Origin of the sequence: Pseudomonas sp. Teo4, from assembly GCF_034387475.1 — a bacterium.
Classification (GTDB): domain Bacteria; phylum Pseudomonadota; class Gammaproteobacteria; order Pseudomonadales; family Pseudomonadaceae; genus Aquipseudomonas.
Map to the genome: position 1 here is coordinate 2,020,259 of NZ_JAXCIL010000001.1, position 24,328 is coordinate 2,044,586.

Sequence of the window (24,328 nt, forward strand, 5' to 3'; positions counted from 1 at the left end):
AAGTCACGAAGCCCGCCCTTGTGGCGGGCTTTGTCTTTGCCGCGCATACTGCAACTCCACCTTTGCGCGGTGTCCATCATGCTCCGCTACCGCCTGTTCGCCGCCCTGCTGTCGCTGTCACCGGCCTACCTGCTGGCCGCAGACGACTGGCAGCTGGCATACGACCGCGAAGGCATCAAGGTGTACCTGAGCGCTGTCGCCGACTCACCCTACCAGCAGTTTCGGGGCATCAGCCGCATGAAAGCCAGCGTGCGCACCCTCACCGACCTACAGGAGAACCTGCGGGTAGCCTGCAAATGGCTGTATACCTGCGACCAAATGCGCCTGGTGGAGGTGGAAGGCGACAGCACCTGGGTCTACCTCACCACCAACCTGCCCTGGCCGACGATGCCACGGGACATGGTGCTGAAGGTGACCACCGAACGCCTGGACGACGGCACCCTGCACCGCCATTTGAGCGCCGACCCGGGCAAGCTGCCCGAGGTGCCGGGGCTGATACGGGTGCAACGGCTCAGTGGCGAGTGGATCATGAAACCGCTGGGCGAGCGCTATACCGAAGTGACCTATCAGCTGAAGGCAGACCCTGCCGGGGATGTGCCAGGCTGGCTGGCCAACCGCTTCGTGGTGGACGCGCCGGTGGTCACCTTGCGCACCTTGCGGGCCGTGGCCGAGCGCCAGCGTTGAAGCCTGGCCCGCACAGGTTGTTCAGGCGTGCACCCAGCGTCGGTGCAGGCCCCGGGCCAGGGCGTCGAGCATGAACCCCAAGACCCCGATCAGCAGCACCATCGCCATCAGCTCCGAGTAGGCCAAGCGGTCACGGGTATCGAGAATGAAGTACCCAAGCCCGGCACTGACCCCGAGCATTTCGCAGGGCACCAGCACGATCCAGAGAATCCCGATGGCCAGGCGCACCCCGGTCAGCACATGGCCGATCACCCCAGGGACTATCACCTTGCACAAGGTCTCCCAGCGTGTGGCGCTGAGGCTGCGGCTCAGCTGCAACCAGCGCGGGTCGAGCTGTCGCACGCCAGCGGCTGTGTTGAGCAGAATCGGCCACAAGGCGGCGAAGGCCAACAGGAAGTAGATCGGCTGGTCGCCCACGCCCATCAACATCACCACCACCGGCATCCACGACAGCGGCGAGATCATCCGCAAGAACTGGAAGGCTGGCGTGGTCGCCGCTTCCACATGCCGGTAGCTGCCCACCAGCAGGCCAAGGGGCACACCGACCAGCAAGGCCAGCAACAGCCCGACCAGGATCCGCTTGAGGCTCACCCAGACATGCCCGTAGACCTCACCCTGCCCCAGCAGCTCGACCAGGCTGGCCAGGGTCGCCTGGGGCGAAAAACGCGCCGATAAGCCATCGGCTTCGCCGAACACCTGCACACCACAACAGCAACAGCCCCAGCAACCCGGCCAGGCCAAGGCCGACGTTCAGCACATGCCTTCGCATCAGACCGCGAACTCCTCGCTGCGCTCGAAGCTTTCGGCGATGCCGAAGGTCGAGGGGCCGCCGACTGTGGCGATGGCGTTACGCACGAAACGATCATCGACCAAGTCACGGGCAGTCTGGGCAGGGTCGAGGCCGGCGAGGAAGCCGCTTTCACCTTCGATAAGCGTGTGCTTCAGGCGCTTGACCAGTTCCTCGGTGTAACTGGGGAACGGATACGGCTGGAAGTCGATGCGCCTTTCCTCCCACTGCTGGTGCTGAATGGCACCACTGGCAATGTAGCCGGCACGGTCCTCAGCGGACGGGGCCAGGACCTTGGCCAACACCGCCGGCTCATGCGGGGTGTACTTGTTGGGGCCGGCCTTGGACAGCAGCGCGGCTGCCTCGGCGCGGTGTTCGCGGGTCCAGTGCTGGGCCTTGACGATGGCGTTGACCACCTTCTGCGACCACTCGGGGCGGTTGTTCAGATCATGCTCGTGCATGAACACCACGCAGCAGGCATGGTTGCGCCAGACGTCCCCGGTAAAGCGTTGCACACGGCCGACCTTGAGGTTTTCGGCCAGGGCATTGAACGGCTCGGCGACGATATACCCGGCGATCCGCTTGCTGGCAAGGGCCGGCGGCATGTCCGACGGCGGCAGCACCAGCAGGTTGACTTCGTTGGCCGCAAGCACCGCGCTGGCAGGCTTCGAGACCGGCGTGAGGCCGTTGTCGCTGAGCATTTGCTGCACCACCACGTTATGAATCGAGTACCAGAACGGAATGGCCACGGTCTTGCCACCGAGCTGCTTGATGTCGGTGATGTCCGGGGCCACGGTCAGGCCCGAACCACCGACATGGTTCCAGGCCACCACCTTGGCAGGCACCTTGCTGCCGTAGCGCGCCCACACCGTCATCGGCGACAACAGGTGAATGACATTGACCTGGCCAGAGATGAACGCCTCGATCACCTGCGCCCAGCTACGCAGCAGCACCGGGCGCTCGGCCTTGATGCCTTCGGCTTCGAACAGGCCATTGTTATGGGCCACCAGCAATGGCGTGGCGTCGGTGATCGGCAGGTAGCCGATGCGCACCGGCGCGTCCGGCTCGGCAGCGGCGCGGGCCTGCAAGCTGGACAACAGTGGCACGGCACCCGCTGCGGTCAGCATGGCACTGAGCTTCAGAAAGTCGCGGCGCGAGGTCGCGGAACAGCAATCATCCATGCACATGGACAGCCTCCGAGGGCAAGGGGGTTGGGGAAGGTTCAGCTGTGCGGCTTGCCCGCCGAAGGGTTTTGAGAATGTCGATACGCAGCGCGCCCAGTTCCTCGACCCGTTGCGCCCGTGGCTGCGGCAGGTCGATGGGCCATTGGCCGAGGACCTGCGCTGGGTGGTTGCCCAGTAGCAGGACCCGGTCGGACAACAGCAGGGCTTCGTCGATGTCGTGGGTAATCAGCACCGCAGCAGTGTTGTGCGTGGCGATCAATTGCAGCAGCAGTTGCTGCATGTCGGCGCGGGTGACCTCATCCAGCGCGCCGAACGGCTCGTCCAGCAACAGCACCTCGGGTTGGCGGGCCAGGCAGCGGGCCAGCGCGGTACGCTGGGCCATGCCTCCGGACAACTGCGCCGGGTACTGGTTGCGGGCGTGGGTCAGGCCCACGGCGGCGATGGCGTGGTCGATACGCGCACGGCGCTCGCTTGCGGCCAGCTTGGGCTGGCGCGCGAAATCCAGGCCGAAGGCGACGTTCTTCTCCAGGCTCAGCCAGGGCAGCAGGCTGGGGTCCTGAAACGCCACCGCCAGCCTCGGGTGCGGGCCCTGCAACGCCTCGCCGTGCAAACTCACGCTACCGCCTTGCGGCGGCTGCAGGCCGGCCAATACGCGCAACAGGCTGGACTTACCGACACCACTGGGGCCGAGGATGCTCACCACCTCACCGGGCGCCAGGCGCAGGTCGAAACGGGCCAGCACCGCCTGCCAACCGCCGTCGCGCGGGTAGCCCAGGCTGATTTCGCGGGCTTCGAGCAACACGTGGCTCATGCCGCGTTCGCCTGGCGTTGCAATTCGGCGCGCAGCTGCACGAGGCTTGGCGTGACGATCGGCACGAAGGCCGACTCGCGCCAGCGGCGGGCGAAGCCTTGGCCGTACTCGTCGAGGTAGGCTTTGCCACCGCTGGCCTGCAGTTCCAACTGAACGGCATCGGCGGCGCTTTCGGCGAGGATGATGCGCAGCTTGAACAAGGCCGCCGGCTGCTTGAGGAAGCGGCCATCCAGCAGCCCCTGCTTCAGTTCATCCACGGTGTTTTGCAGACGCTCCCCGAGCACCTGGCGCGCCTCTTCGAGGAACGACGCCCGGCCGTGCAGATGCACTTGTACTTCGTCCAGCGCACGACGGGCCAGGCCGATGGCCATGCCGCACTGCAGGGCCAGGAACGCCGGGCGTACGTTGGGCAGGAACTCGCGGGCGTTGTCATGCAGCAACCACTCCTGCCCAACTTCGACCTGATGGAACGCCAGCGCCGCGGTATTGCTCGACTGCAGGCCCATCAGTTGCAGGTCGTCGGAACGTTCCAGACCACCGCTTTCGGATGGAATGGCCAGAACGAAAGGCGCGCCCCCCGCCTCGTCTTCAATGGCCGCCGCCACCACAAAGCCGCTCTTGCGCAGGTTGGTCACCCAGTGCAGGCGGCCTTCCAGGGCCCAGCCCTGAGCCTCGGGGCGTCCACGCACCTGCAACGCCTCGATGCCGGAAAGAAACTTCATGGCGTTGGACAGGCCCGTGGCACCGGCCAACTCACCCGTCAGCAGGCGTGGCAGCAGACGCTCACGCAAGGCCTGATTGGGGCTGTGCAGCAAATACTGAATGAAGGCGCGCTGCCCCCAGCAAACGAATGCAGCCGCCAGCGAACGGCTGGCGATGGCAGCGATGGCTTCCACCGCATCGCCTACGTCGCCCCCTGTGCCGCCCAGGGCCGGGTCGATGCCGATGCGCAGCAACTGCGACTCGGCAATGTGCGCCAGTACCAGGTGCGGGTCGCAGTGCCCCTGGTCGATTGCCTCGGCATTGGCATCCAGCCATTGTCGAAAAGCGGAATCAAGCATGTCCCTACTCCTTTTGAAAACGCCGGCAGCGCCGGCACCGGATGCGGATTACGCAGAAGGCTGCCAGCGGTACTTGCTCAGCTCGTCGTTGAGCGGCGTCTGGGCAAACACATTAGCAAAGTTGCACAGGGTTGCGAGGCTCACCCCCAGGATCACTTCCAAGGCGTTGCCTTCACTGAAACCTGCGTCGCGAAACGCCTGGTAGGTGGCCTCGCTGACATTGCCACGGGTGGCGATGACTTCGCGGGCGAACGCGGCCAGCGTCTCGTAACGGGCATCGGGCAGTTCGCCACGGGCGCGCAGTGCCTCGACCACTTCGGCAGGCAGTTTGGCTTTGTTCAGGGCTACGGCAGTGTGGCCGGCGACGCAGAAATCGCAGCCATGCTGGGTGGCGGCAATCAGTTGAACCACTTCGCGCTCGGCCAGGCTCAGCTCGGACTTGCCATTGAGTTGCGACACGGTCACATAGGTTTCCAGCGCCGCCGGGGCGTTGGCCAGCACGCCCAGCAGGTTGGGGATGAAGCCAGAGTTCTTCTGCGCGTTCTCAAGGAACGGGCGCGCCGCTTCCGGGGCGCTCTGCAGAGTGTGTAGAGTAATGCGCGAGGACATGGAGTGGACTCCTTCGGTGTGTGTCCATACAGTCTGTTGGTTATAAGAATTACCCTCCATATTCATCAGTCGCCTTTCCTTGCTCCTGAGTCTTTGCATTAGATGATTTCGTCCAGCCCACTTGTCGATTGGTTATTAGAAGGCCTCGAACTCGATGCCAGCCTGTTCCATGTGGGGCGCTACTGTGGCGGCTGGCACGCCAGCACCCAGGGAATGGGCCGGGCAAGCTTTCACCTGGTGGTGCAGGGTCATTGCTGGCTGCACCTGGATGGCCAGGCCGAGGCGCTGCGGCTGGAAACCGGGGATGCGGTGTTTCTGCTGCGCGACCTGGGTTATCGATTGTCTGGCGACCAGGACCCGGTCAGCGCCTGCGCCCAGCCCCGTCAGGCCATGCAGGCACTGGACAGCGAGGCGAGCGACGGTGTCGGACTGGTGTGTGGTTTCTTCCATTTCCGCCCTGGGTTGTCGTCGCTGATCGTCGAAGGCCTGGCCGACTGCATCCTGTTGCGCGCCAACGACCCGACCGCGCACGCGGCGCGGGCCTTGTTCGAGCTGATTCTGCAGGAGTGCCAACGCGTGCCTGCGCCCTCGCAGACACTGCTGGAGCGGCTGACGCACTTGTTGTTCCTGTATGTGCTGCGCCAGCAGGTGCATGTGGGGCAGCCTCTTGGGGGCCTGGTCGCCCTCGCCCGCCAGCCGGCCTTTGCCGGGTTGCTGCAGCAGTTGATCGAACAGCCTGGCCAAACCTGGACACTGGAAAGCATGGCGGCTTGCACAGGGTTGTCGCGCTCGGCGTTCTTCAAGCGCTTCAACGAACTGGCCGGGCAGTCGCCGGGCCAGGTGTTGCTGGCCCTGCGCATGCGCCATGCCTGCCAGTTGCTGCAAGGGGGCAAAACGGTGGAACAGGTGGGGGCGCTGGTGGGGTATCAGTCGGTGGCGGCGTTTACCCGGGCATTTGCCAAGGCGGTTGGGGTGCAACCGGGGGCTTATCGCAAGCGGCATGAGGGTCGGTAGTTGAAGCGCTGTGAGGGTATTCACTGCTCTGGCGCAGATTAAACCGTCGCCGAAAAATCTTTCCACTCGGTCAACTTACAACCACTTAGCAGACTAACTAAGTTTACCGCTTATCGGTGTTCCAGATCGAAAAATGAACGATTCAAGCGACCGCGGTTCCTATTTGCCAGCAGGTGCATTGCTCGATTATTCGTAGGCACCTCGCGCCTTTCTCCCCAGAAGTAATGGACGTTCAACCTCATCTGCATCGCAGGGATGCACATGGGGATTTTTTTTAACTGAACGATGGAGTAACAACATGCCTAAAGCAGGCTCGCCGGGTGAACCCCCGCGCGTGTGAAATAACTATTCGCTGTTTCAACTTTAAGATATGAATTTGGTCTTGCAGTTGCGGCCCCGTCGTTCGCACGCCTGTTGCAAGACCCTCTAGCGCTAACGCTAACGCCTTACGTGGAGACGTCGTCGTGGAGATTAATACAATTATCAGCCTGTTCGGGCAGAAAGAATCCATGGAGCTTGTGCGGTTGTCGGTGGTTTATATTCATTTGCTGGCCTGCTGTGTCGCCATCGGCCTGGTATTGGCCAGTGATGCCGAGATGGTCAGGGACTTGTTGAAAGGTAATAAAAACACCGGGCATGACAGTACCCATATGGCGCGTTTGCAGAAGTCCGTGACCAATGCCTTGATATTCTTGTGGCTGACGGGGGCCGCAGTAATCGGTATTGACTACCTTGAAAAAGGCATGAACTATTTTTCCAACCCAAAACTTCACGCAAAGATAATTATTGTCCTGTTGTTGACGTTCAACGGCATGTTGTTGCACCGCTATGTATTGCCTGCCTTGCTTAAAGCGGGCTCTTTGCTCGACCTGAATATCGGTGTGCGGATGTTCGCGTTGTTCTCCGGCGCGCTGTCGGGCGTTTCCTGGTTGTATGCGGCGATGCTTGGCGTCGGTCGGCCGCTGGCCTGGAAGTATTCGCTGACCGAGTTGCTGCTGGCTTATCCGGTCATGATCGTGCTCGGCTTTGCCCTGATGGTCATCCTGACCCAGTGGGCGCGCAAGCGCAGCCTGGCCGAACCTGCTCCAGCGCCTGTCTGGCGGCTGGCGGGCATTCCTTGCTGATAGCGGCGTTGAACCAGGGATAGGGGCGGGATAAAACGGCGGGGCTATGGATGAGCCCCGCGTTGTCATCAAGCCTCTGACGCTTGTTGGCCAGCATCGCATGGGTGCTCAGCTCTTCAGCGATGAAGGCCGAGATCATCGCCCGATAGCACTGCTCCACTACCAAAGTAGAAGCACCGACTTCGTCAGCGATTTCACGAACCTTCTTGATGACTTGCTCGACCCGTGCGGGCGATCGTTGATCGCCACGCACGCGACGCCAGCCTAAACCAGGAAATCACTGGCCAGCTTGTACCAGCAGTCCGCGCCCAGGCGGATCAGTTCGTCATTGAAGTCATAGTGTGGGTTGTGCACCGAGCAGCCGTGAAACTCACCTTCGCCGTTGCCCAGCATGAAGTAGCAGCCCGGCACCTGCGTCAGCATCCAGGCAAAATCCTCCGTGCCCATCACCTTTGGCCCCTGGCTGTGCAACTGCCCCGTTGCGAACAGTGGCGCCAGGCTTTGCCGAACCCACTCTGTCTCGGCGGTGTGGTTGATCAGCGCAGGGGCCAGTTGGGTGAAGGTCAACGCGATGCCGACACCGAACGCTTGCTCATGGCCATGAACGATTTCGGCCAGGCGCTGGTTGATCTTCTGCTGGGTCTGCGGGGTGTCGGTGCGCACGCTGATCAGCATGCTGGCCTCATCCGGGATGATGTTGTACACGCTACCGGCCTGCAGCATGCCGATACTGACCACGGCGTATTCTTCTGGGCCAAGGTTGCGTGATTTGATGGTCTGGATGGCGTTGATCAGGCTGGCCACCACTGGCAGAGGGTCCACGGCCAGTTCCGGCATGGCGCCGTGGCCACCTTTGCCGGTGATGTGCACCTGCACCCGTTCCGAGGAAGCCATGGTCGGCCCTGCCTGCACTACCGCGCTGCCCACGGGTGCACCAGGCATGTTGTGCAAGGCAAAAATGGCATCGCACGGGAAACGCTCGAACAGGCCGTCGTCGATCATCGCCTTGGCGCCGCACAGGCCTTCTTCGTCAGGTTGGAATATCAGGTTCAGCGTGCCATTGAACGGGCACTTCGCCAGGCGATAGGCGGCCGCGAGCAGAATTGCCGTGTGGCCGTCGTGGCCGCAGGCGTGCATGCGCCCGGGAATCTGGCTGGCATGGGCAAAGGTGTTTTTCTCTTGCATGGGCAGTGCGTCCATGTCGGCACGCAGGCCGATCCGGCGCGTGCCCTGGCCCTTGCGCAGCACACCGACCAGCCCATGCCCGCCGATCCCTCGATGCACCTGGTAGCCCCATTGCTGCAACTTGGCAGCAACCAGCTCAGCGGTGTGCGGGGTGTCGCCGCCAAGTTCGGGCGCCGCATGAATCTGGCGGCGCAGGGCCGTGAAGGCGTGCAATTCGGTATCGTTCAAGGCAGTGCAGGTTTGTTGAGCATCCATGGTTCAAGCCCTTCCGATGTTTTCCGGGAACAGTTTCAGGCAGGCAAGGCTGATTGCCCCACCGGCCAGCAGATAAAAGGCGGGTGCCAACGGGTCGCTCAGGGTCGACGTCAGCCAGGTGGCGATCAGCGGCGAGAAGCCACCAAACAAGGTGACACCGAAGCTGTAGCTGACCGAGGTCCCCAATGCGCGCTGAGGCTTGGCGAAGCCCTCCATGATCAATGCGAAGAACGCCCCCGAGCCAACGCACCCTGGCAGTACCAGCAGCGCCACGATCAGCATTGCGGCATATAGATCCGTGGTGTGCGACAACAGCCAGAACGCCGGCCATGCGCTGATCACCGGCAGGGCAACGGTCCATGCCAGGAGTTTTTTGCGCAGGCGATGGCGGTCGGCGTAGCGCCCGGCAATCGGGCTGATGATCGCCAGGCATGCAGCAGCGACACAGGCAATCGCCATGGCGCTGCGCTGCGGATAGTGCAGCGTGGTGATGAGGTACGAGGGCATGTAGAAGATGAACAGGTACATACCGATGGTTGCGCTCGCCATCAGCCCGGTTGCCAGCATGGTGTTGCGCAGGTCGATCACGCTGCGCCAGTCAGGTTTGGCGGTGGCTGTGTGAGGCGTGCGGGGCGCCTGCTGCTCGAGCGTTTCGGGCATGCAGCGACGAATGTACCACCCGACCGGGCCAATCAGCAGGCCGATCAGGAACGGAATGCGCCAGCCCCAGCCCTCGAGGTCCGGCGTGCTCATGACGCTGCTCAGCAGCAGGCCTATGCCAGCCCCTACCAAGGCTGCATAACCTTGGCTGGCGGCTTGCCAGCTGACGCTCGCGCAACGACTGCGGGGAGTGGTAGATTCCATCAGCAACACCGATGCGGTGCCGATTTCACCCCCTGCGGAAAACCCTTGGGTCAGGCGCCCGATCACCAGCATCACCGTGCCGAACACGCCCGCTTGCTGATAGGTGGGTGCGAAGGCGATGAGCGCGGTGCCCAGGCACATCAGCCCTATGGTCAGGCTCAGTGCCGCCTTGCGGCCCTTTCGGTCAGCCAGGCGGCCGATGACCATGGCCCCCACCGGGCGCATCAGAAAGCCAACACCGAAGGCGGTCAGTGACATCAGCAACGATGCGACCGGTGACTGTGCCGGGAAGAAGTTTTTCGCAATGATCACGGCGAAAAAACTGTAGATGGTGAAATCGTACATCTCGAGGGCGTTGCCTAGTGCACACGCCACGGTGGCGCGTCTGGAGCCGACGGCAGGTTTTTCGACAGGTCGTGTGTCGGTCGCCAGGCGGGTATCCGGGTGCAGGGTCGTCATGGGCTCTCTCCGAGTCATTCGTGTTGTGGACGAACTATCGAGTAACCCGGGCGCTGAATCACTTGCGCTTTTTGCAAGCACATTACCAATGGTTAACAAGCTGGTCGGTTGCGGGATAAAAGCGCACCAATTGGATGCAAAGGCGAGCTTTTCAGCCAGGCCTTTGCACAGATTGCTTGCCCTGCCGGTGAGTGATATTGGCCAGCAAATCCCCATTTGCCGTCATCTACGGCATTACTCGGCGTCTGACGCGACGGTGTTATCCCGTTTTGCATGGGGCCAATTAACAAAAAGGCATAGCCTTATCAAATTGGCGATTTCCGAGCATTTTTATTTTCGTGGAGGCTGCGAACCCGTACACACTTGCACGGAGAGTCTGCAATGGGGGCGTTCGCTACACGTACTGGGTCGCTGGCCGTCATGTTCGTTGGGCTCGGGCTGCCATTGGCAGGCGAGGCCGAGGGGTTTCCCTCGATAGGGCGGGTTGCATCGGGCTTTGGTTATTACAACGTGGATAAAGGTTACGACGACAAGCTCAAGGTGTATGGCACGGTCGATGCCTTCGTGAATTATCAGGACTCCGGCCATTACTCGGGCTACAAGATCGCCGGAGGCGGTGCCTGGACGAACAAGCTGGGGTTGTACATGCGCAAGGCACTCGGCCCGGACACCGTGCTCGAAATGGACGTCGAAGAAGGCTTCAACGTCAACGGCCAGGCATTTTCACAGCACTGGAAGCAGATTGGCGGGTTGCGCCTGGCAGTGGTCGCGCTGCGGTCGCGCAGTTACGGCAAACTGGAATTCGGCAAGACCTACGGCATGGGAACACCCACCTACGCCGACCCCTTCCTGGCCACCTACGGGTCACCCTACACCTACCTGACCAGCCCACCCGCGGGCAACGGTGCGTTCTACCTCGACATGCGGCCCAAGCATACCTTGGCCTACACCACCCCCAAATTCGCGGGCATCAGCGTGGGCAGCGCGGTGAGCTTCGGCTGGAACGACACCGCCAGTTCAGGCAAGACCCTGCGCGGCAAGGGCGTGAGCGTGCAGTACAGCAACGCGCAGTGGATTGTGCTGGGGTCTTACAACGATTACCTGAGTGACCCCTGGGGTGATGACAATCGGCAAACCCACAACTACTTCAAAAGTGCGTCGGTCTTCCGGGATTTCGGGCCGGTGGCTGGCAGCCTGACCTGGCAACGCCAGGACGTGGACAATCACGCCACGCCCAGCATGCAGGCGTGGACCCTGGGCTTCAGTGCACCGGTAGGCAAGGCTGATGTCGCTCGCCTGGCGCTGGTCAAGCGCGACATCGAGTTCGGCGACAAGGATGCCTACGGGATGATGCTCGGCTATGACCACTTCCTGCGACCGCAGTGGGCGATCTACGGCCGATTGGCGCTGATCGCCAACCGCCGCGACTCCGCTGTCAGCTATGCGGGGATACCGCTCGAACAGAGCGGCGATGACCCGCAGAATGTGGCCATCGGCATGTATTACCACTTTTAGCGCTGCAGCCTGACGCGCAGGCTATGGAACAACTCCCTGGCCGGCGACGTCAGCGCGTGCCGATCGACACTGACCAGATAGATGGGGTATTCGGGGATGATTTCCTCCACCTCGACCCTGGTCAGTTTTGCAGCCGGCCCCGTCGTAAGGGCCGTGGCTGCAGCAAAATCACTGAGCGTCATGAACGCGTTCGCATTCGCCGCCAAGCCCAAGGCCAGCAGCAAGGACGAGCATTCGATGACGTTTTGCGGCGGGTTGACGTCGTTCACCTCGAACATTTGATAAAACTGCGAGGAGCGATCGTCAACCGCATCCAGGCTGATCCAGTTGGCGTATTGCAGCTGACGCAGTGAGCGCGCATGGCGCAGCGGGTTGGCGGGGTTGCAGAACACATTGCCCTGGATGCGTTGCACGGCCTCCCAGTCCAGGTTCAGCCGTTGCGTGTTTTGTTGTGAGGTGAGGGCGAAGTCCAGGGAACCGTCGCGTAGCCGCTGAACGATGTGGCTTGGCCGCTGCTCGGTAAGCTTGAGCCTCACACGCGGGTTTTTCGCCTGAAAATCACTGATGCACGGCCCGAATTCTGGCAGCACCGCCGTCAGCGACGTGACGCCGATGGTCACTTCACCGACCGCGGCATCATGAATGTTGTCAGCCTCGATCTGGAGCCGGCGCATGCTCTCGACCGCCATCTGCGCGTGGCGAAGGATGCGCCGGCCTTCTTCGGTCAGCGACATGCCCTTGTAGGTGCGCTGCATCAAGGTCAGCCCCAGTTCACGCTCAAGTTCCTTGATGGAGCGGCTCAACGCTGGTTGAGTCACATGCAGCCGTTGCGATGCTTCATTGATGCTGCCACATTGGTCGACCGCGACCAGTGCTTTGATTTGGTGGAATTTCACGCTACCCGACTCTTGTTGTTGATTGACGAGGTACTGCAAGACTTCAGCCAACATCCTGCAGTTGCGTCAGCGCCAGGATGAGTGATGTAGATCCGCATTGATTCCTCAGTGCCGAACAGTACGCCCCCTCGCCCACGAGGCCGAGGTGCTTCGGCCTGGATGAACTCAGTGCGCAAGCATCGCCATGTTCAGGTCATTGGGTCGCGCGAACGGAGCATCTGGACACCGCGGACGAGGGGCTGCGCAAGGTTTTTGGCGAGGACGAACCGATGAGCAGGGGCCGTGGGAGATGCGCCATCTCGAAACCAACAATTTTCATATGGCACTTCGGTTTTTCAACAGCATAAAGCATCAACCACGCCAAGTGCTCAAGAAGTTCATAAGCAACTGATTGACTACTTCCGGCTGTTCCTCCTGAGGCAAGTGCCCACATTGCTCAATTGCATGAGCCTGCAGGTCATCCGCCATTTCAGACCAAATGCTTTTCATGTCGAACAGCTTTCCGACAGCATGAAAATCAGCGCCCCATAACGACATGACAGGGCAAGCAATTTTCACATCTGCGTCTTCAAGGTCTTGAGCAACATCCTGAGCGTTGGCTCGGTAATCCGACATTGCACCTCGAACCGCACCGGGGGCTTGATAAGATTTCACATAGGTGTCGAATGCTTCGCCGCTGATCGTCGAGGGGTCGTAAGTCCAGTCCGAAAAGAAGTGGCGTAGCCAGATGTGTTCCCGACCTGCGATAAGCGCCTCGGGGAGGTCAGGAACCAAGTGGAACAGGAAGAACCAGTAAGCTTTGGCAATTGAAGCGTTCAGTTCCCGTGCAACGATACGGGTCGGAACGTTGTCCATCACCACCAGGCGGTCAACAAGTTCCGGGTAGTCCTTGGCAAATCGAGTGGCCACACGTGCGCCACGGTCATGACCTACCAATGCGACTTTCTGAATATCGAGTGCGCGCATCAATTCGCGAATATCACGCGCCATGTTTCGCTTATCGTAGCCAGAGGCTGGTTTATCCGTTTCGCCGTAACCACGCAGGTCTGGCGCAATCACGCGAAACTGTTTAGAGAGTTCAGGCATCTGATGCCGCCAGGCATAGTTCGTCTCCGGAAACCCATGCAGAAGAATAACCGGTGCTCCCTCCCCTTCTTCAATGACGAACTGCCGAATGCCATTGGCTTGAACCGTATAGCTTTTCATAACCCACCTATTCGATTGAACACGTTAATCCGTTCTGCCGCACAACTCACTTCAACAGAGGAACTTCGTCAGCTCGCGTGTACGGGCCGTACAAGGCGGGAGCCCAATTGAACTTCTTACCGTCCTGTGTGACATGACCGATACCAGGGAATGGCAAGTGCGCGGCGGCCAACCATTCGCCATCCGATGCCAGCTTTGAAAACACTTTCTCGCGTGACGCCGTTGCCTTTTCAGGATCGACATCGAAGCGAATGGCGACTTCGGGGTGATCGAACTGTACGGCTGCGTTATGAATCAGATCACCGATAAACGTGATCGCCGAGCCCTTGGATGCAAACCGATAAACCGCACTTCCTGGTGTATGCCCCACTGCGTAAGAGGCCTCGACTTCTGGAATCGGAGATGCCGGCGGGACAAATGTCTTCAAGCGCCCACTTGCCTTGTAGGGTGCGAGTGCGTTCTGGGCAATTTCAAAGTATTCTTTGGCGTTATCTGGCGCTGTCGCTTTCTTCTCAGGGTCCAGCCAGAAGTCAGCTTCCGCCTGGGCCAGGTAAACCGTTGCATTGGGGAAAAGCGCTTTTCCTGATGCATCGACAAGACCACAAACATGGTCCAGATGCAGGTGTGTCAGGAAGATCGTATCTACCTGTTCTGGCTGATAGCCAGAGGCCTGGATATTTGGCACCAGTTGCCCGGCTGTCTGTGGAACACAATGCCCGGCGCCACTATCAACCATCACCAGATGCTTTCCTGTATTGACCAGAAACGCATTGAAGGTGGTTGGCATCCGATCCGGGCCGATTGCCTGGCGCGCCAGAAGCGCACGAACTTTCTCCGCGGACAGCCCTTTCAACAGACTTGGGGCCAAGTCGTTATATCCGTCAAACAGAGCAGTGACCTCGAAGTCCCCCACCGCCAGACGGTAGTACCCAGGAACCTGCTGGCGTATCTGGCTTGGTGCATCGGCCATGGCATGAGCCATGAAAGCCATGCCTGCAACGCCAAGCACTTTCGCAAAACCTTTCATTAGAATCTCCTTCCTTTAAATTAAAGGCGTGCAGAGGCTCACCACCCCACTAACGGCAAGCATCGAAGTTTAAAAAATATCTTTATCGGTGTTTTGTTCGGCCATGTTGCGTGCCCAACAACTGAATTGCGCAACTCCGAGGAGGTCGCGACTTGAGACAAACTATGGCGCTATCACATAAAAACGTGTAGATGTGTATTCTGTTACGGCAATCTAACGGAAAACGAGATAATGAAGCTTGAGGATGTCGAAGTCTTTGTCGAAGCCGTGCAGGTTGGCAGCTTGGCAGGCGCTGCCCGGCGGCTCTCGCTTAGCGCGATGGCGGCCTCCAGGAGCTTGAGCAATCTCGAAACGGAGCTGGGCGTAAGGCTTGTGCACCGCACCACGCGGGCGCTCTCACCCACCAGTGACGGCGAGACGTTTCTCCCCCACGCAGTGGCTTTGCTGGAGGGACGAGCCAATGCCTTGGCAGATCTTCGCCCGCAAGGAAGCGCCCTCACCGGGCATCTGCGAATAACCACGTCGGCAGCATTTGGCAGGAAGGTCGTGGCGCCCATGCTGCCCGCATTCATGCTTCAGCACCCCGCGCTACGCGTGGACTTGATCACCACTGACGAGCAGGTAGACATCGTTGCCCAAGGCATCGATGTTGCAATACGCATCGCACCGCTGCGAGATAACCGGTTGGTCGCTCGACGACTGGCTGACAATCCACGGGTGCTTTGCGCGGCCCCGTCCTATGTGAGCGCTCATGGCTCACCGAAGTCGATGGCTGACCTTTCATCCCATAGCTGTCTGGCCACCATCGGCACATCGCACTGGTCTTTCTTGTGTGGAGAAAAAAGTGTTCGCCAGAAGGTGGCCGGGCGCTTCTGCGCAAGCTCTATCGAAGCCATTTACGAAGCATGCGCAGCAGGCCTTGGTATCGCAAACCTCTCGCGATGGTATGTTCAACCCTTTCTCGAGGCAGGGCTGGTCAAGCAGGTGGACCTTGAGGATGCCGAGCCGGAACCGCTGGGCATCTGGGCGGTTTATCCAACGTCCAGGCTTGTTCCCTTGAAGGTACGAATGTTCGTTGAAACGCTCGCGCTTCAACTGAATCGCTAACCACTGAAGTGATGGAATTGCCGGGCTGCCATGCAGCGGGCAACCCATCACAGATGAGCGTGCATGCAATCACTCGGGCCTTGCCTACGCTGGCTTCAGATCGACGAGCAGCACAGGCACATCAGCCCGGTCAGCCGGCGCCTTTGGCTTGCTGTTCAAGGTGCACCTGCAATGCAGGGTCGATTTGCAGTGCGCTGGCCAGTTCGTCAAGGTAGGCCCGCTCTGCGGCCTGCTGGTCATCCACCAGCATCACGCTGGCCAAGTACATTTCCGCGGCCATGGCCGGGTCCTGGGCCGACTGTGCCACCTCGGCAGCATCGAGTGGCTTGCTGACTTCCTCATCCAGCCATTGCTGCAGTTGCGGGTCACTGGTTTGACGTTTGATTTCGGCGTAGATCATCACTTCTTCTTGCTTGTCGATACGGCCGTCAGCCTTGGCTGCGGCAATCAGCGCGCGCAAGATCGCATGGCTGTGATCTTCAGCCTCGGGGCCGGACAATTGATCGACAGTGCGCACGGCCTGTTGCGGGGCTGCCGCCTGGCTGCGCTGCCAGCTTTGATAGGCCTGGAACGCCATCATGCCCAACGACGCCAGCGCCGCGTAGTTAGTGCCACCCGCGGAACGCCCCTGGGTAAAGCCGCCAGCGCTGCCGCCGCCACCGCCCAAAAGGCCACCCAGTAGACCACCAAGGCCACCGCCGCCCGCCGAACTACCGCCGCCCAGCAGCCCTCCCAGCAAGCCGCCCAAACCGCCCAGGCCGTCTTGCGCAGACATGCCGCCGCTGCCTTGTTGCGCTTGCGAAGCCTGCCCGGCCCGAAGTAACTGTTCCAGTAAATCACTCGTGTTCATGGCACCGCCCTCGGTCGCTAGTCGTTGCCCAGACAAGCAACGATAGTCCCCTCAAGACGAACCGCCATGACCGTCTGGCTGACCAGTAATCCGGGGCTTACCGAGCAGACAGGTAAATAGCATGCCCCTGCGGTTTGCCTTCTCTCCACGAACGGGGAGCGGCCATTCTTTGGGCATGAGGGCAGGCGTCGCACGCAATGCTGACGGTGTCGCGTAGAGCATGCTGGGAACTGTTAAAACCGCCTAGCCTGCCCCCCTGTGAAAGGCGTAATCCATAAAAACCATCCACCCGACCCAATGGGAGCACTGCACATGCCTCTCGACTTCAGGCCCGCTCAAGCCTCGGACGCGCAAGATATTGCGCGCTTCTTTCAACTGACATCGGAGGGCATGGCCGATTACATATGGAGCAAGCTCGCCGCACCCGGAGAAACATTGCTGAGTGTCGGTGCGTCTCGCTATGCCAGAGAGCAGGGCGACTTTTCATACAAGAACTGCCTGATGGCCACTTTCGAAGGGCGCGTCATCGGCATGATGCATAGCTATCCCTTGAGCGCGTCCGCTGACAGGCCTGTCGAGACCGACCCCGTCCTCGCGCCTTATTCCGACATGGAAATACCCGACACCTTGTACATATCCAGCCTGGCACTGGATGAGGCCTGGCGGAACCAGGGGCTGGGCGTCCAATTTCTTCGCCACGCCCAGCAGCGCGCTGATGACGCTGGCCTGGATGGACTGTGCCTGATCGACTATGCAGAAAACCACGGCGCACGCCGCTTCTACGAACGTCACGGTTTTCAGATTGTTAAAACCTGCCAGATCGTTGCGCACCCGATGCTGGGCGTAACCGGTGAAGCCTATTTAATGTATCGCCCTACTCACACTCTGCTCGAGAAAAAACCATGAACAAGAAACTGACCGTGTTCCGCGAACTGGATATCCAGCCGCTGCGCGACCTTCCCTTTTTTGAAGAGGTCGTGGAAGGTACCCCTCACACGCTAACTTCCAAGTACTATCACGATGAACAGCAAGGTCGCATTTCCGGAGAGTGGGAGGCCAGCACCGGGGCGTGGCGCATCCACTACAAAGTTTGGGAGTTCTGCCATGTTCTGAGTGGATGCTGCGTCATTGAGCTTGAGGGCTGCGACCCGGTGACACTGACCGCTGGCGACACGTTCATTATCGAGCCGGGCGCCAAGGGCAAATGGACCGTACTAGAAGACATGAAAAAGAACTTCGTGATTCTCTTGCCCGCGAACTAGGGTCGTGGATGCGACTTCGATCAACCCACACGCTTAAAACCGAAGTCCAAGCGCAAAGCCTCTATGACATGATCGATGGAAGGCCCTTGTATCGGTGGAGGGTCAGGCCGTTCACAGAACTCTCTCCAGACATACAAAGTCAGTTCCGCGCCATCGGTCTGAGACAGGGTGCTGTCGGATGAGCCAAAGGTTTGCAGCACTCTGTACCTGTCGTCGCGCCAGAACATCGCCTCTACCCAGTGGTAGACAGGGATGAAATGGAAATGGATGGAGTACCCCGCGGCATGACCGAAGCGGCCGATGTAAAGCCGTTTGGGCTGCAGGTGCGTTTCGAGGGAAGCCTGGATGCGCGCCTGCAATACACCCAACTCTGCCAACGCGTCGCTCGATAATGCCGACAACGCGTTTGTCATCTGCTTGGCACTTAGCATCAGATAGCCAGGCAACGCGCTGTCCATGCGGTGGTTGATCACCCAATGCGGGGATTCATGGATGATGAAACGAGGCGATATGTCCATATGATGGCCTTGAGTGATGTGTTGTCCGGGCCGGTTTCATTACCGGCTAACGTTCAGCGCGACAAGTGAACGCTACACCTGCGTCACCGCTATCTCCCCAGCCCCACCCTTCCCTTCGCGCCGCTCACTGATCCACTCATTGACCTGCTGACCAAAGGTCGCCGGCGCCTTGCGCCCGAAGCGGCGGGCAAGGTCGAGGATGGTCTGCTGCGCAAGCGCCTCTTCCATGCGTTTTTGCGCATTGAGCATCACCGCATGGATCGCACAGGTGCCCTCGGTCGCCCAGCTGGGTGGCGAGCCCGCAAAAATCGTGCAGCGTTCGCGGATTTCCCGGCAGTCGAAGATTTTCTTCGGCCCGTCGATGGCCGTGACGATGTCCAGCACGGTGATTTCATCCGATGGCCGCGCCAGGCGAAAGCCGCCGCGCACGCCTTCGGTTGCCGCCACCAGCCCGGCGCGGGCCAGCTTGGTGAACACCTTGGCCAAATACTCCTGCGGCACGCCCTGCAACTCGGCCAGGTCGCGGACGCTGGACTCACGGGTGTCACCGCGCTCGTCCACCAGGTACAGCAGGCAGTGAATGCCGTATTCGACGCCAGCACTATAGAGGGACATATCAATCTCCGACCAATCTTGTCGCAAATATTACGCCTTCGTCAGCGTAATAGCAAAGCAGCCGGTATCCGTTCGTCGATCAGACAACCATCGCCTTAAGCCTGAAAACCAGTATTTTCAGGCCTTTCATCCGCGTCGACCACTGACTGCCGAGGGCACGATGAAAAAAAAAGCTTGCGGGATCAAACTACGATCAATACAGTCGTAGTTATTCGAGCGACACACCTGACGCCTTCGAAGCCCTTCAGACCTCACGAACAAACCCTGTGGAGCCCCTCATGAAATCCAACATCCTGATCATCGGTGCCGGCTTTGCCGGTGTGTGGAGCGCCCTGAGCGCCGCTCGCCTGCTCGACCAGGCTCAACGTGACGATGTGCGCATCAGCGTGCTTGCCCCCCAGCCTGAGCTGCGCATTCGCCCTCGTTTCTACGAAGCCGATGTACACAGCATGAAGGCCCCGCTTGGCGACCTGTTCGAAGCCGTTGGCGTCCATTTCATCCAGGGCAGTGCCGACGCCATCGACGCCGAAGGCCGCAGCGTCAGCTACACCGACAGCCACGGCCAGCCGCAACAGATCCACTACGACCGCCTGGTGCTCGCCGCAGGCAGCCATGTGGCCCGTCCGGCCGTGCCGGGGCTTGCCGAACACACGTTCGACGTCGACCAGATGGAATCGGCCGTGCACCTGGAACAGCACCTGGCAAGCCTTGCCGCGCGGCCTGAATCGCCGGCGCGCAACACCGTGGTGGTGTGTGGTGGTGGTTTCACAGGTATCGAGACGGCGACTGAAATGCCAGCCCGCCTGCGTGCGGTACTGGGCGAAGCTGCTTCGTTGCGTGTGCTGGTGGTCGACCGTGGCACCCAGGTGGGGGCAGCCCTGGGCGCGGGCATCACCCCATCGATCGTCGCTGCCAGTGAACAAGCGGGCGTAGAGTGGCTGACCGGTACCTCGGTGGTCGCGGTGGATGCCGGCGGCGTTACCTTGGACAACGGCGAGTACATCGCCAGCCATACGGTGATCTGGACAGTAGGCGTCAAGGCCAGCCCGCTGACCGCGCAAATTGCCGGCGAGCGCGACAACTTTGGCCGCCTGCGCGTCGACGACCACCTCAAGGTGATCGGCCAATCGCACATCTATGCCACCGGCGATACCGCCTGGGCTGCAGTGGACGAACTTGGCAACCACGCGCTGATGACCTGCCAGCACGCCATCCCGATGGGCCGCCACAGCGGCAACAACGCGGCAGCCGACCTGCTGAACCTGCAACCGGTCGCCTACCGCCAGCCCAAGTACGTCACCTGCCTCGACCTGGGCGAATGGGGTGCGGCGTTCAGCGAAGGCTGGGAGCGTGAGCTCAAGTTGCAGGGCCAGGAAGGCAAGAACCTCAAGCGCCAGATCAACTCGGTGTGGATCTACCCGCCTGCAGCGGACCGCGCCCAGGCTCTGGCGGCAGCCGACCCGATGATTGCGATTGTCTGACAATCCGAAAGCTGACAAGTCCGTCAAAAAAGGCGGACTTGTCTTTTTGCATTGTTAGATTGAATGACTGTTCAACAATGATGGCAACATGTCATCATCCAAATAAAAAAGAAATGAGGGTGAGGAAAACACACTTAATTCGCAGCGCATCGAGAGCCTGGCACTCCACCGGTGACCCGGCCATCCGCCCATGCTTTTGACGCCTGCACGCCACCGTCAAGGAGCATTCCATGCAGTTACGGAATATGAAGATCGGCATTCGCGCTGCCAGCGTGTTCGCCCTGTTGGGCATCCTGGTTCTGGCCATGGGCCTGATCGCGCTGTTCGAAACCCGGCAAATGGACAAGGCCACGGATGAAATCCGCGTGACCTGGATGCCTGCCGTGGTCGCACTGAGCGAAATCAGCACCAACCTCGGCCGCGCCCGGGCCGTCACCCTGCGCACCGCGCTGGATGACAACGACAGCGAACGCAGCCGCAACATCGAACTGCTCAAAGGCATCAACGAGCAGCTGCAGAGCGGCCTCAAGGACTACGAGGCAACCATCATCGCAGCCGATGACCGCGCCCTTTTCACCACCTTCACGACGGCTCACCAGCACTACCTCGATGGCCAGGCGCTGGTGCTCCAGGACCTCAGTGCCGGGCGCTTCGATGAGGCCAAGCAACGCATCAGTGGCCCGCTGACCCAACATGCCGACGCCATGATGAAAGCCATGAGCGCGCTCATCACCTACAACGGCAAAGGTGCCGACGACGCTTCCCAGCGCAGCAGCGACATGGCTGACGAAGCCTTCCTCGCCATCACCGTTTCACTTCTGGTCATCATGCTCGCCCTGGTCGCCATCGCCACTCTGCTTACCCGCAGCATCGTCGTGCCCTTGGGTGCGGCCGTGACCGTGGCCGAGCGCGTCGCCACCGGTGACCTGACCCAGCCGATCAAGGTCGTCGGACGCGACGAACCCGCCCTGCTGCTGGGCGCAATGAGCCGCATGCAAGAGAGCCTGCGCGATACCATTCGCAAGATTGCCGCGTCCTCCGACCAGCTGGCGTCGGCCTCCGAAGAGCTGCACACCGTCACCGAAGACACCAGCCGCGGCCTGCATCAGCAGAGCGCGGAAATCGACCAGGCCGCCACAGCGGTCAACCAGATGACCGCTGCGGTGGAAGAAGTGGCCAACAACGCGGTGAGCACCGCCGACGCCTCCAAGGGCGCCGACCGCACCACCCGTGATGGCCGCGACCAGGTCAACCAGGCCCTGGACTCGATCCAGCATCTGGTGCAGGACGTCACCGGCACCTCGCAAGAGATCGAACAACTGGCCAGCAACGCCAACGAGATCAGCCGTGTGCTAGACGTGATCGGCGCCATCGCCGGGCAGACCAACCTGCTGGCGCTCAATGCCGCCATCGAGGCTGCCCGCGCCGGTGAAGCAGGCCGTGGTTTTGCCGTGGTGGCCGACGAAGTCCGCGCCCTCGCCCACCGCACCCAGCAGTCCACCGCCGAGATCGAGCAGATGATCTCGGGCATTCAGTCGGGTACCGAGCGGGCGGTATCGGCCATGCACAGCAGTCAAGGCCGGGCCAACGGCACCCTGGAGGTGGCGCAGTCGGCGGGCCAGGCGCTGGAAGTGATTGCCGAGGCCATCGCCTCGATCAACCAGCGCAACCTGGTGATCGCCAGCGCGTCCGAGCAGCAGGCGCAGGTGGCACGGGAGGTCGACCGCAACCTGGTGAACATCCGTGACCTGGCGATGCAGACCTCGGCGGGCGCCAACCAGACCAGCGCGGCGGCCCAGGACCTGTCGCGCCTGGCCGTGGACCTGAACGGCATGGTGGCGCAGTTCAAGGTGTGATCGGGCCGATAGCATTTATCCATTGAACACCGCGCTTGACCTGAAGTATGCTCGGGCTCATTCACTGGAGAGCAACATGCCGAAACACACCTGCAACCACGCCAACCACACCGGTCGCACCGCGCGCCCTGTGCTGGCCGTTGCCGGCTGCGAGGCTGTCGCCAGCTTTTATTTTGGGTATTGGTTTAGCCACTAGGCGCCGCTGATACCCACACGGCGCCCACCTTCGAGGGGCCGCCGAACATGAGAATACTCAAACCCCCGGTCGGCTCCCCGACCGGGGGTTTTGCTTTTCAGGCCATCGACATTACCGATTCACACTGAGGACAGATTCATGAACTACGCCACTTATTACTACGCAAACACCTATGCCTGGCGATTTAGCCAATCCCGTTCGGGCCAGCCTGCCGCCTCCGTACGGTCGATCTCCGGTGGCAATGCCGCACAAGAACCGAATTTGACGATCTGTCGAACACCTCGATAGGGCCGACCACGCGGGCCAGAACCCGCCGTCCGCCCAGGGATACCACGCCATGCAAGCTTCCAACCTCGCCCTGCCCCTGACCCAGCCTCAAGCTGCCAACACCACTGTCAGCAAGCGCCTGCCCAGCCCACACCTGCTCAAGCAGCAGATGCCGCTGTCTATCGAACTCGCCCAGCAAGTCCAGGCCCACCGTCAAGCGATCCGCGCCATTCTCGAAGGCCGCGATGAGCGCCTGCTGGTGATCGTCGGCCCGTGCTCGATCCACGACCCGCGCTCGGCCCTGGAATACGCCGACCGTCTCGCCGCGCTAAGCCGTGAAGTGGACGACAAGCTGCTGCTGGTGATGCGCGCCTACGTCGAAAAACCCCGGACCACGGTCGGCTGGAAAGGCCTGGCCTACGACCCGCACCTCGATGGCAGCGATGACATGCACTCCGGCATCGCCCTGTCCCGTGGCCTGATGCTCAACATGATCGAGCGCGGCCTGCCGATTGCCACCGAACTGCTGCAGCCGATGGCCGCCAGCTACTTCGACGACCTGCTGGGCTGGGCCGCCATCGGCGCTCGCACCACCGAGTCGCAGATTCACCGCGAGATGGTCAGCGGGCTGGAACTGCCAGTGGGCTTCAAGAATGGCACCGACGGTGGCGTCGGCATCGCCTGCGACGCCATGCGCAGCGCCGCCCACCCCCATCGCCACTTCGGCATGGATGCGCAGGGCTACCCGGCGATCATCGAGACCTTGGGCAACCCGGATACCCACCTGGTGCTGCGCGGTGGCCACAAAGGCCCCAACTACGATGCGCAGAGCATCGCCCAAGCCCGTCAGGGCCTGGCCAAGGCTGGGCTCGATGCACGGATCATGGTCGACTGCAGCCATGCCAACAGCGGCAAGGACCCGGCACGTCAGCCAGCGGTGTTCGAGGATGTGCTGAGCCAGCGCCTGGGCGGTGACCGCTCGATCGTGGGGGTCATGCTCGAAGGGCATCTGTTCGACGGTTGCCAGGCGCTGGGCAAGGGTGCGCTGAAGTACGGCGTGTCGATTACCGATGGCTGCCTGGGCTGGGCGTCGACCGAAACGCTGCTGCGTGATGCAGCAGCTCGCTTGTAGGAAACGTACCGCAAGCCTTGCGAGACATATCCCAGACAAGTGCGTTAGGCTTGCTTTTTTACCCAAGGAGTAGTTCCCATGGCACGTGCCACTGCCCGCCACATCCTGGTCAGCTCGGAAGAGAAATGCAACGAGCTCAAAGCCCAGATCGAAGCCGGTGCCGATTTCGCTGAAGTCGCCAAAGCCAATTCCACCTGCCCTTCCAGCCGCCAGGGCGGTGACCTGGGCTCGTTCGGCCCAGGCCAGATGGTTCGCGAATTCGATACCGTCGTGTTCAGCGCCCCGCTGAACGTTGTCCAAGGCCCGGTGAAGACCCAGTTCGGTTACCACCTGCTGGAAGTGACCAGCCGCCAGGACTAAGCC

General features: G+C 61.0%; 23 protein-coding genes and 2 pseudogenes. 11 read left to right on the top strand and 14 right to left on the bottom strand.

Annotated elements, in window-relative coordinates; translation table 11 throughout:
- Positions 1 to 78 precede the first annotated feature (78 nt).
- Positions 79 to 684 (top strand): START domain-containing protein, encoded by a 606-nt coding sequence (locus PspTeo4_RS09190; protein WP_322363364.1) that lies wholly within the window; start codon positions 79 to 81, stop codon positions 682 to 684.
- 21 nt (positions 685 to 705) lie between these two features.
- Here PspTeo4_RS09190 and PspTeo4_RS09195 read toward each other — a convergent pair.
- The 5 genes and pseudogenes from PspTeo4_RS09195 to PspTeo4_RS09215 all read right to left on the bottom strand — a co-directional run bounded on the left by PspTeo4_RS09195 (position 706) and on the right by PspTeo4_RS09215 (position 5,136).
- A pseudogene (locus PspTeo4_RS09195) lies at positions 706 to 1,453 on the bottom strand (ABC transporter permease).
- On the bottom strand, positions 1,453 to 2,658 hold the full coding sequence (locus tag PspTeo4_RS09200) for an ABC transporter substrate-binding protein (RefSeq protein WP_322363366.1): 1,206 nt from the start codon (positions 2,656 to 2,658) through the stop codon (positions 1,453 to 1,455). The pseudogene PspTeo4_RS09195 and the gene PspTeo4_RS09200 overlap by 1 nt, the downstream one beginning before the upstream one ends.
- The gene (locus PspTeo4_RS09205; protein WP_322363368.1) at positions 2,645 to 3,466 is read right to left on the bottom strand and encodes an ABC transporter ATP-binding protein; all 822 of its coding nucleotides are present in this window, start codon (positions 3,464 to 3,466) and stop codon (positions 2,645 to 2,647) included. The genes PspTeo4_RS09200 and PspTeo4_RS09205 overlap by 14 nt, the downstream gene beginning before the upstream one ends.
- Positions 3,463 to 4,527 (bottom strand): acyl-CoA dehydrogenase family protein, encoded by a 1,065-nt coding sequence (locus PspTeo4_RS09210; RefSeq protein WP_322363369.1) that lies wholly within the window; start codon positions 4,525 to 4,527, stop codon positions 3,463 to 3,465. The genes PspTeo4_RS09205 and PspTeo4_RS09210 overlap by 4 nt, the downstream gene beginning before the upstream one ends.
- Positions 4,528 to 4,575: 48 nt before the next feature.
- Positions 4,576 to 5,136 carry a carboxymuconolactone decarboxylase family protein gene (locus PspTeo4_RS09215; protein ID WP_322363370.1) on the bottom strand — a complete coding sequence of 187 codons (561 nt, stop codon included), beginning with the start codon at positions 5,134 to 5,136 and terminating at the stop codon, positions 4,576 to 4,578.
- Between the two features lie 102 nt (positions 5,137 to 5,238).
- On the opposite strand from PspTeo4_RS09215, the gene PspTeo4_RS09220 reads away from it, so the two are divergent.
- Complete coding sequence (locus PspTeo4_RS09220; RefSeq protein ID WP_322363371.1) at positions 5,239 to 6,150, top strand: AraC family transcriptional regulator; 912 nt, start codon at positions 5,239 to 5,241, stop codon at positions 6,148 to 6,150.
- Between the two features lie 509 nt (positions 6,151 to 6,659).
- Positions 6,660 to 7,274, top strand: a complete 615-nt coding sequence (locus PspTeo4_RS09225; protein ID WP_322364824.1) for a hypothetical protein — start codon at positions 6,660 to 6,662, stop codon at positions 7,272 to 7,274.
- Between the two features lie 82 nt (positions 7,275 to 7,356).
- On the opposite strand, the pseudogene PspTeo4_RS09230 reads toward PspTeo4_RS09225, so the two are convergent.
- From PspTeo4_RS09230 to PspTeo4_RS09240, 3 genes and pseudogenes are all read right to left on the bottom strand, one after another.
- Positions 7,357 to 7,518: pseudogene (locus tag PspTeo4_RS09230) on the bottom strand (chorismate mutase); the annotation flags it as partial.
- Positions 7,519 to 7,538: 20 nt separating this feature from the next.
- Positions 7,539 to 8,714 carry a M20 aminoacylase family protein gene (locus PspTeo4_RS09235; protein ID WP_322363373.1) on the bottom strand — a complete coding sequence of 392 codons (1,176 nt, stop codon included), beginning with the start codon at positions 8,712 to 8,714 and terminating at the stop codon, positions 7,539 to 7,541.
- Positions 8,715 to 8,717: 3 nt separating this feature from the next.
- Positions 8,718 to 10,037 carry an MFS transporter gene (locus PspTeo4_RS09240; protein WP_322363374.1) on the bottom strand — a complete coding sequence of 440 codons (1,320 nt, stop codon included), beginning with the start codon at positions 10,035 to 10,037 and terminating at the stop codon, positions 8,718 to 8,720.
- A gap of 381 nt (positions 10,038 to 10,418) precedes the next feature.
- On the opposite strand from PspTeo4_RS09240, the gene PspTeo4_RS09245 reads away from it, so the two are divergent.
- Positions 10,419 to 11,552 carry a porin gene (locus PspTeo4_RS09245; RefSeq protein ID WP_416196914.1) on the top strand — a complete coding sequence of 378 codons (1,134 nt, stop codon included), beginning with the start codon at positions 10,419 to 10,421 and terminating at the stop codon, positions 11,550 to 11,552.
- Here the strand turns inward: PspTeo4_RS09245 and PspTeo4_RS09250 are convergent.
- From PspTeo4_RS09250 to PspTeo4_RS09260, 3 genes are all read right to left on the bottom strand, one after another.
- Positions 11,549 to 12,448, bottom strand: a complete 900-nt coding sequence (locus PspTeo4_RS09250) for a LysR family transcriptional regulator (protein ID WP_322364826.1) — start codon at positions 12,446 to 12,448, stop codon at positions 11,549 to 11,551. The two genes, PspTeo4_RS09245 and PspTeo4_RS09250, sit on opposite strands and share 4 nt — an antisense overlap.
- 351 nt (positions 12,449 to 12,799) lie before the next feature.
- On the bottom strand, positions 12,800 to 13,654 hold the full coding sequence (locus tag PspTeo4_RS09255) for an alpha/beta hydrolase (protein ID WP_322363375.1): 855 nt from the start codon (positions 13,652 to 13,654) through the stop codon (positions 12,800 to 12,802).
- Positions 13,655 to 13,700: 46 nt separating this feature from the next.
- Entirely contained in the window at positions 13,701 to 14,681 is a 981-nt protein-coding gene (locus tag PspTeo4_RS09260) for an MBL fold metallo-hydrolase (RefSeq protein WP_322363376.1), read from the bottom strand.
- 231 nt (positions 14,682 to 14,912) lie between these two features.
- Between PspTeo4_RS09260 and PspTeo4_RS09265 the strand changes: the two genes are divergently transcribed.
- Complete coding sequence (locus PspTeo4_RS09265; protein WP_322363378.1) at positions 14,913 to 15,788, top strand: LysR family transcriptional regulator; 876 nt, start codon at positions 14,913 to 14,915, stop codon at positions 15,786 to 15,788.
- A gap of 130 nt (positions 15,789 to 15,918) precedes the next feature.
- Here the strand turns inward: PspTeo4_RS09265 and PspTeo4_RS09270 are convergent, their stop codons facing one another.
- Positions 15,919 to 16,638: a tellurite resistance TerB family protein gene (locus PspTeo4_RS09270; protein ID WP_322363379.1), complete on the bottom strand. Its 720-nt coding sequence runs from the start codon at positions 16,636 to 16,638 to the stop codon at positions 15,919 to 15,921.
- 312 nt (positions 16,639 to 16,950) lie between these two features.
- On the opposite strand from PspTeo4_RS09270, the gene PspTeo4_RS09275 reads away from it, so the two are divergent.
- Positions 16,951 to 17,544 (top strand): GNAT family N-acetyltransferase, encoded by a 594-nt coding sequence (locus tag PspTeo4_RS09275; protein ID WP_322363381.1) that lies wholly within the window; start codon positions 16,951 to 16,953, stop codon positions 17,542 to 17,544.
- Positions 17,541 to 17,900, top strand: coding sequence for a cupin domain-containing protein (locus PspTeo4_RS09280; protein WP_322363382.1), 360 nt, complete (start codon positions 17,541 to 17,543; stop codon positions 17,898 to 17,900). The genes PspTeo4_RS09275 and PspTeo4_RS09280 overlap by 4 nt, the downstream gene beginning before the upstream one ends.
- 20 nt (positions 17,901 to 17,920) lie before the next feature.
- Here the strand turns inward: PspTeo4_RS09280 and PspTeo4_RS09285 are convergent, their stop codons facing one another.
- Positions 17,921 to 18,418, bottom strand: a complete 498-nt coding sequence (locus tag PspTeo4_RS09285) for an HIT family protein (protein WP_322363384.1) — start codon at positions 18,416 to 18,418, stop codon at positions 17,921 to 17,923.
- Between the two features lie 72 nt (positions 18,419 to 18,490).
- Positions 18,491 to 19,033 carry an Rrf2 family transcriptional regulator gene (locus PspTeo4_RS09290; RefSeq protein ID WP_322363385.1) on the bottom strand — a complete coding sequence of 181 codons (543 nt, stop codon included), beginning with the start codon at positions 19,031 to 19,033 and terminating at the stop codon, positions 18,491 to 18,493.
- A 278-nt stretch (positions 19,034 to 19,311) separates the two neighbouring features.
- Between PspTeo4_RS09290 and PspTeo4_RS09295 the strand changes: the two genes are divergently transcribed.
- From PspTeo4_RS09295 to PspTeo4_RS09310, 4 genes are all read left to right on the top strand, one after another.
- Positions 19,312 to 20,514, top strand: coding sequence for an NAD(P)/FAD-dependent oxidoreductase (locus PspTeo4_RS09295; RefSeq protein WP_322363387.1), 1,203 nt, complete (start codon positions 19,312 to 19,314; stop codon positions 20,512 to 20,514).
- 245 nt (positions 20,515 to 20,759) lie between these two features.
- On the top strand, positions 20,760 to 22,370 hold the full coding sequence (locus PspTeo4_RS09300; protein ID WP_416196945.1) for a methyl-accepting chemotaxis protein: 1,611 nt from the start codon (positions 20,760 to 20,762) through the stop codon (positions 22,368 to 22,370).
- Between the two features lie 533 nt (positions 22,371 to 22,903).
- The gene (locus PspTeo4_RS09305) at positions 22,904 to 23,965 is read left to right on the top strand and encodes a 3-deoxy-7-phosphoheptulonate synthase (RefSeq protein ID WP_322363390.1); all 1,062 of its coding nucleotides are present in this window, start codon (positions 22,904 to 22,906) and stop codon (positions 23,963 to 23,965) included.
- A 78-nt stretch (positions 23,966 to 24,043) separates the two neighbouring features.
- On the top strand, positions 24,044 to 24,325 hold the full coding sequence (locus PspTeo4_RS09310) for a peptidylprolyl isomerase (RefSeq protein ID WP_023380733.1): 282 nt from the start codon (positions 24,044 to 24,046) through the stop codon (positions 24,323 to 24,325).
- Positions 24,326 to 24,328 lie beyond the last annotated feature (3 nt).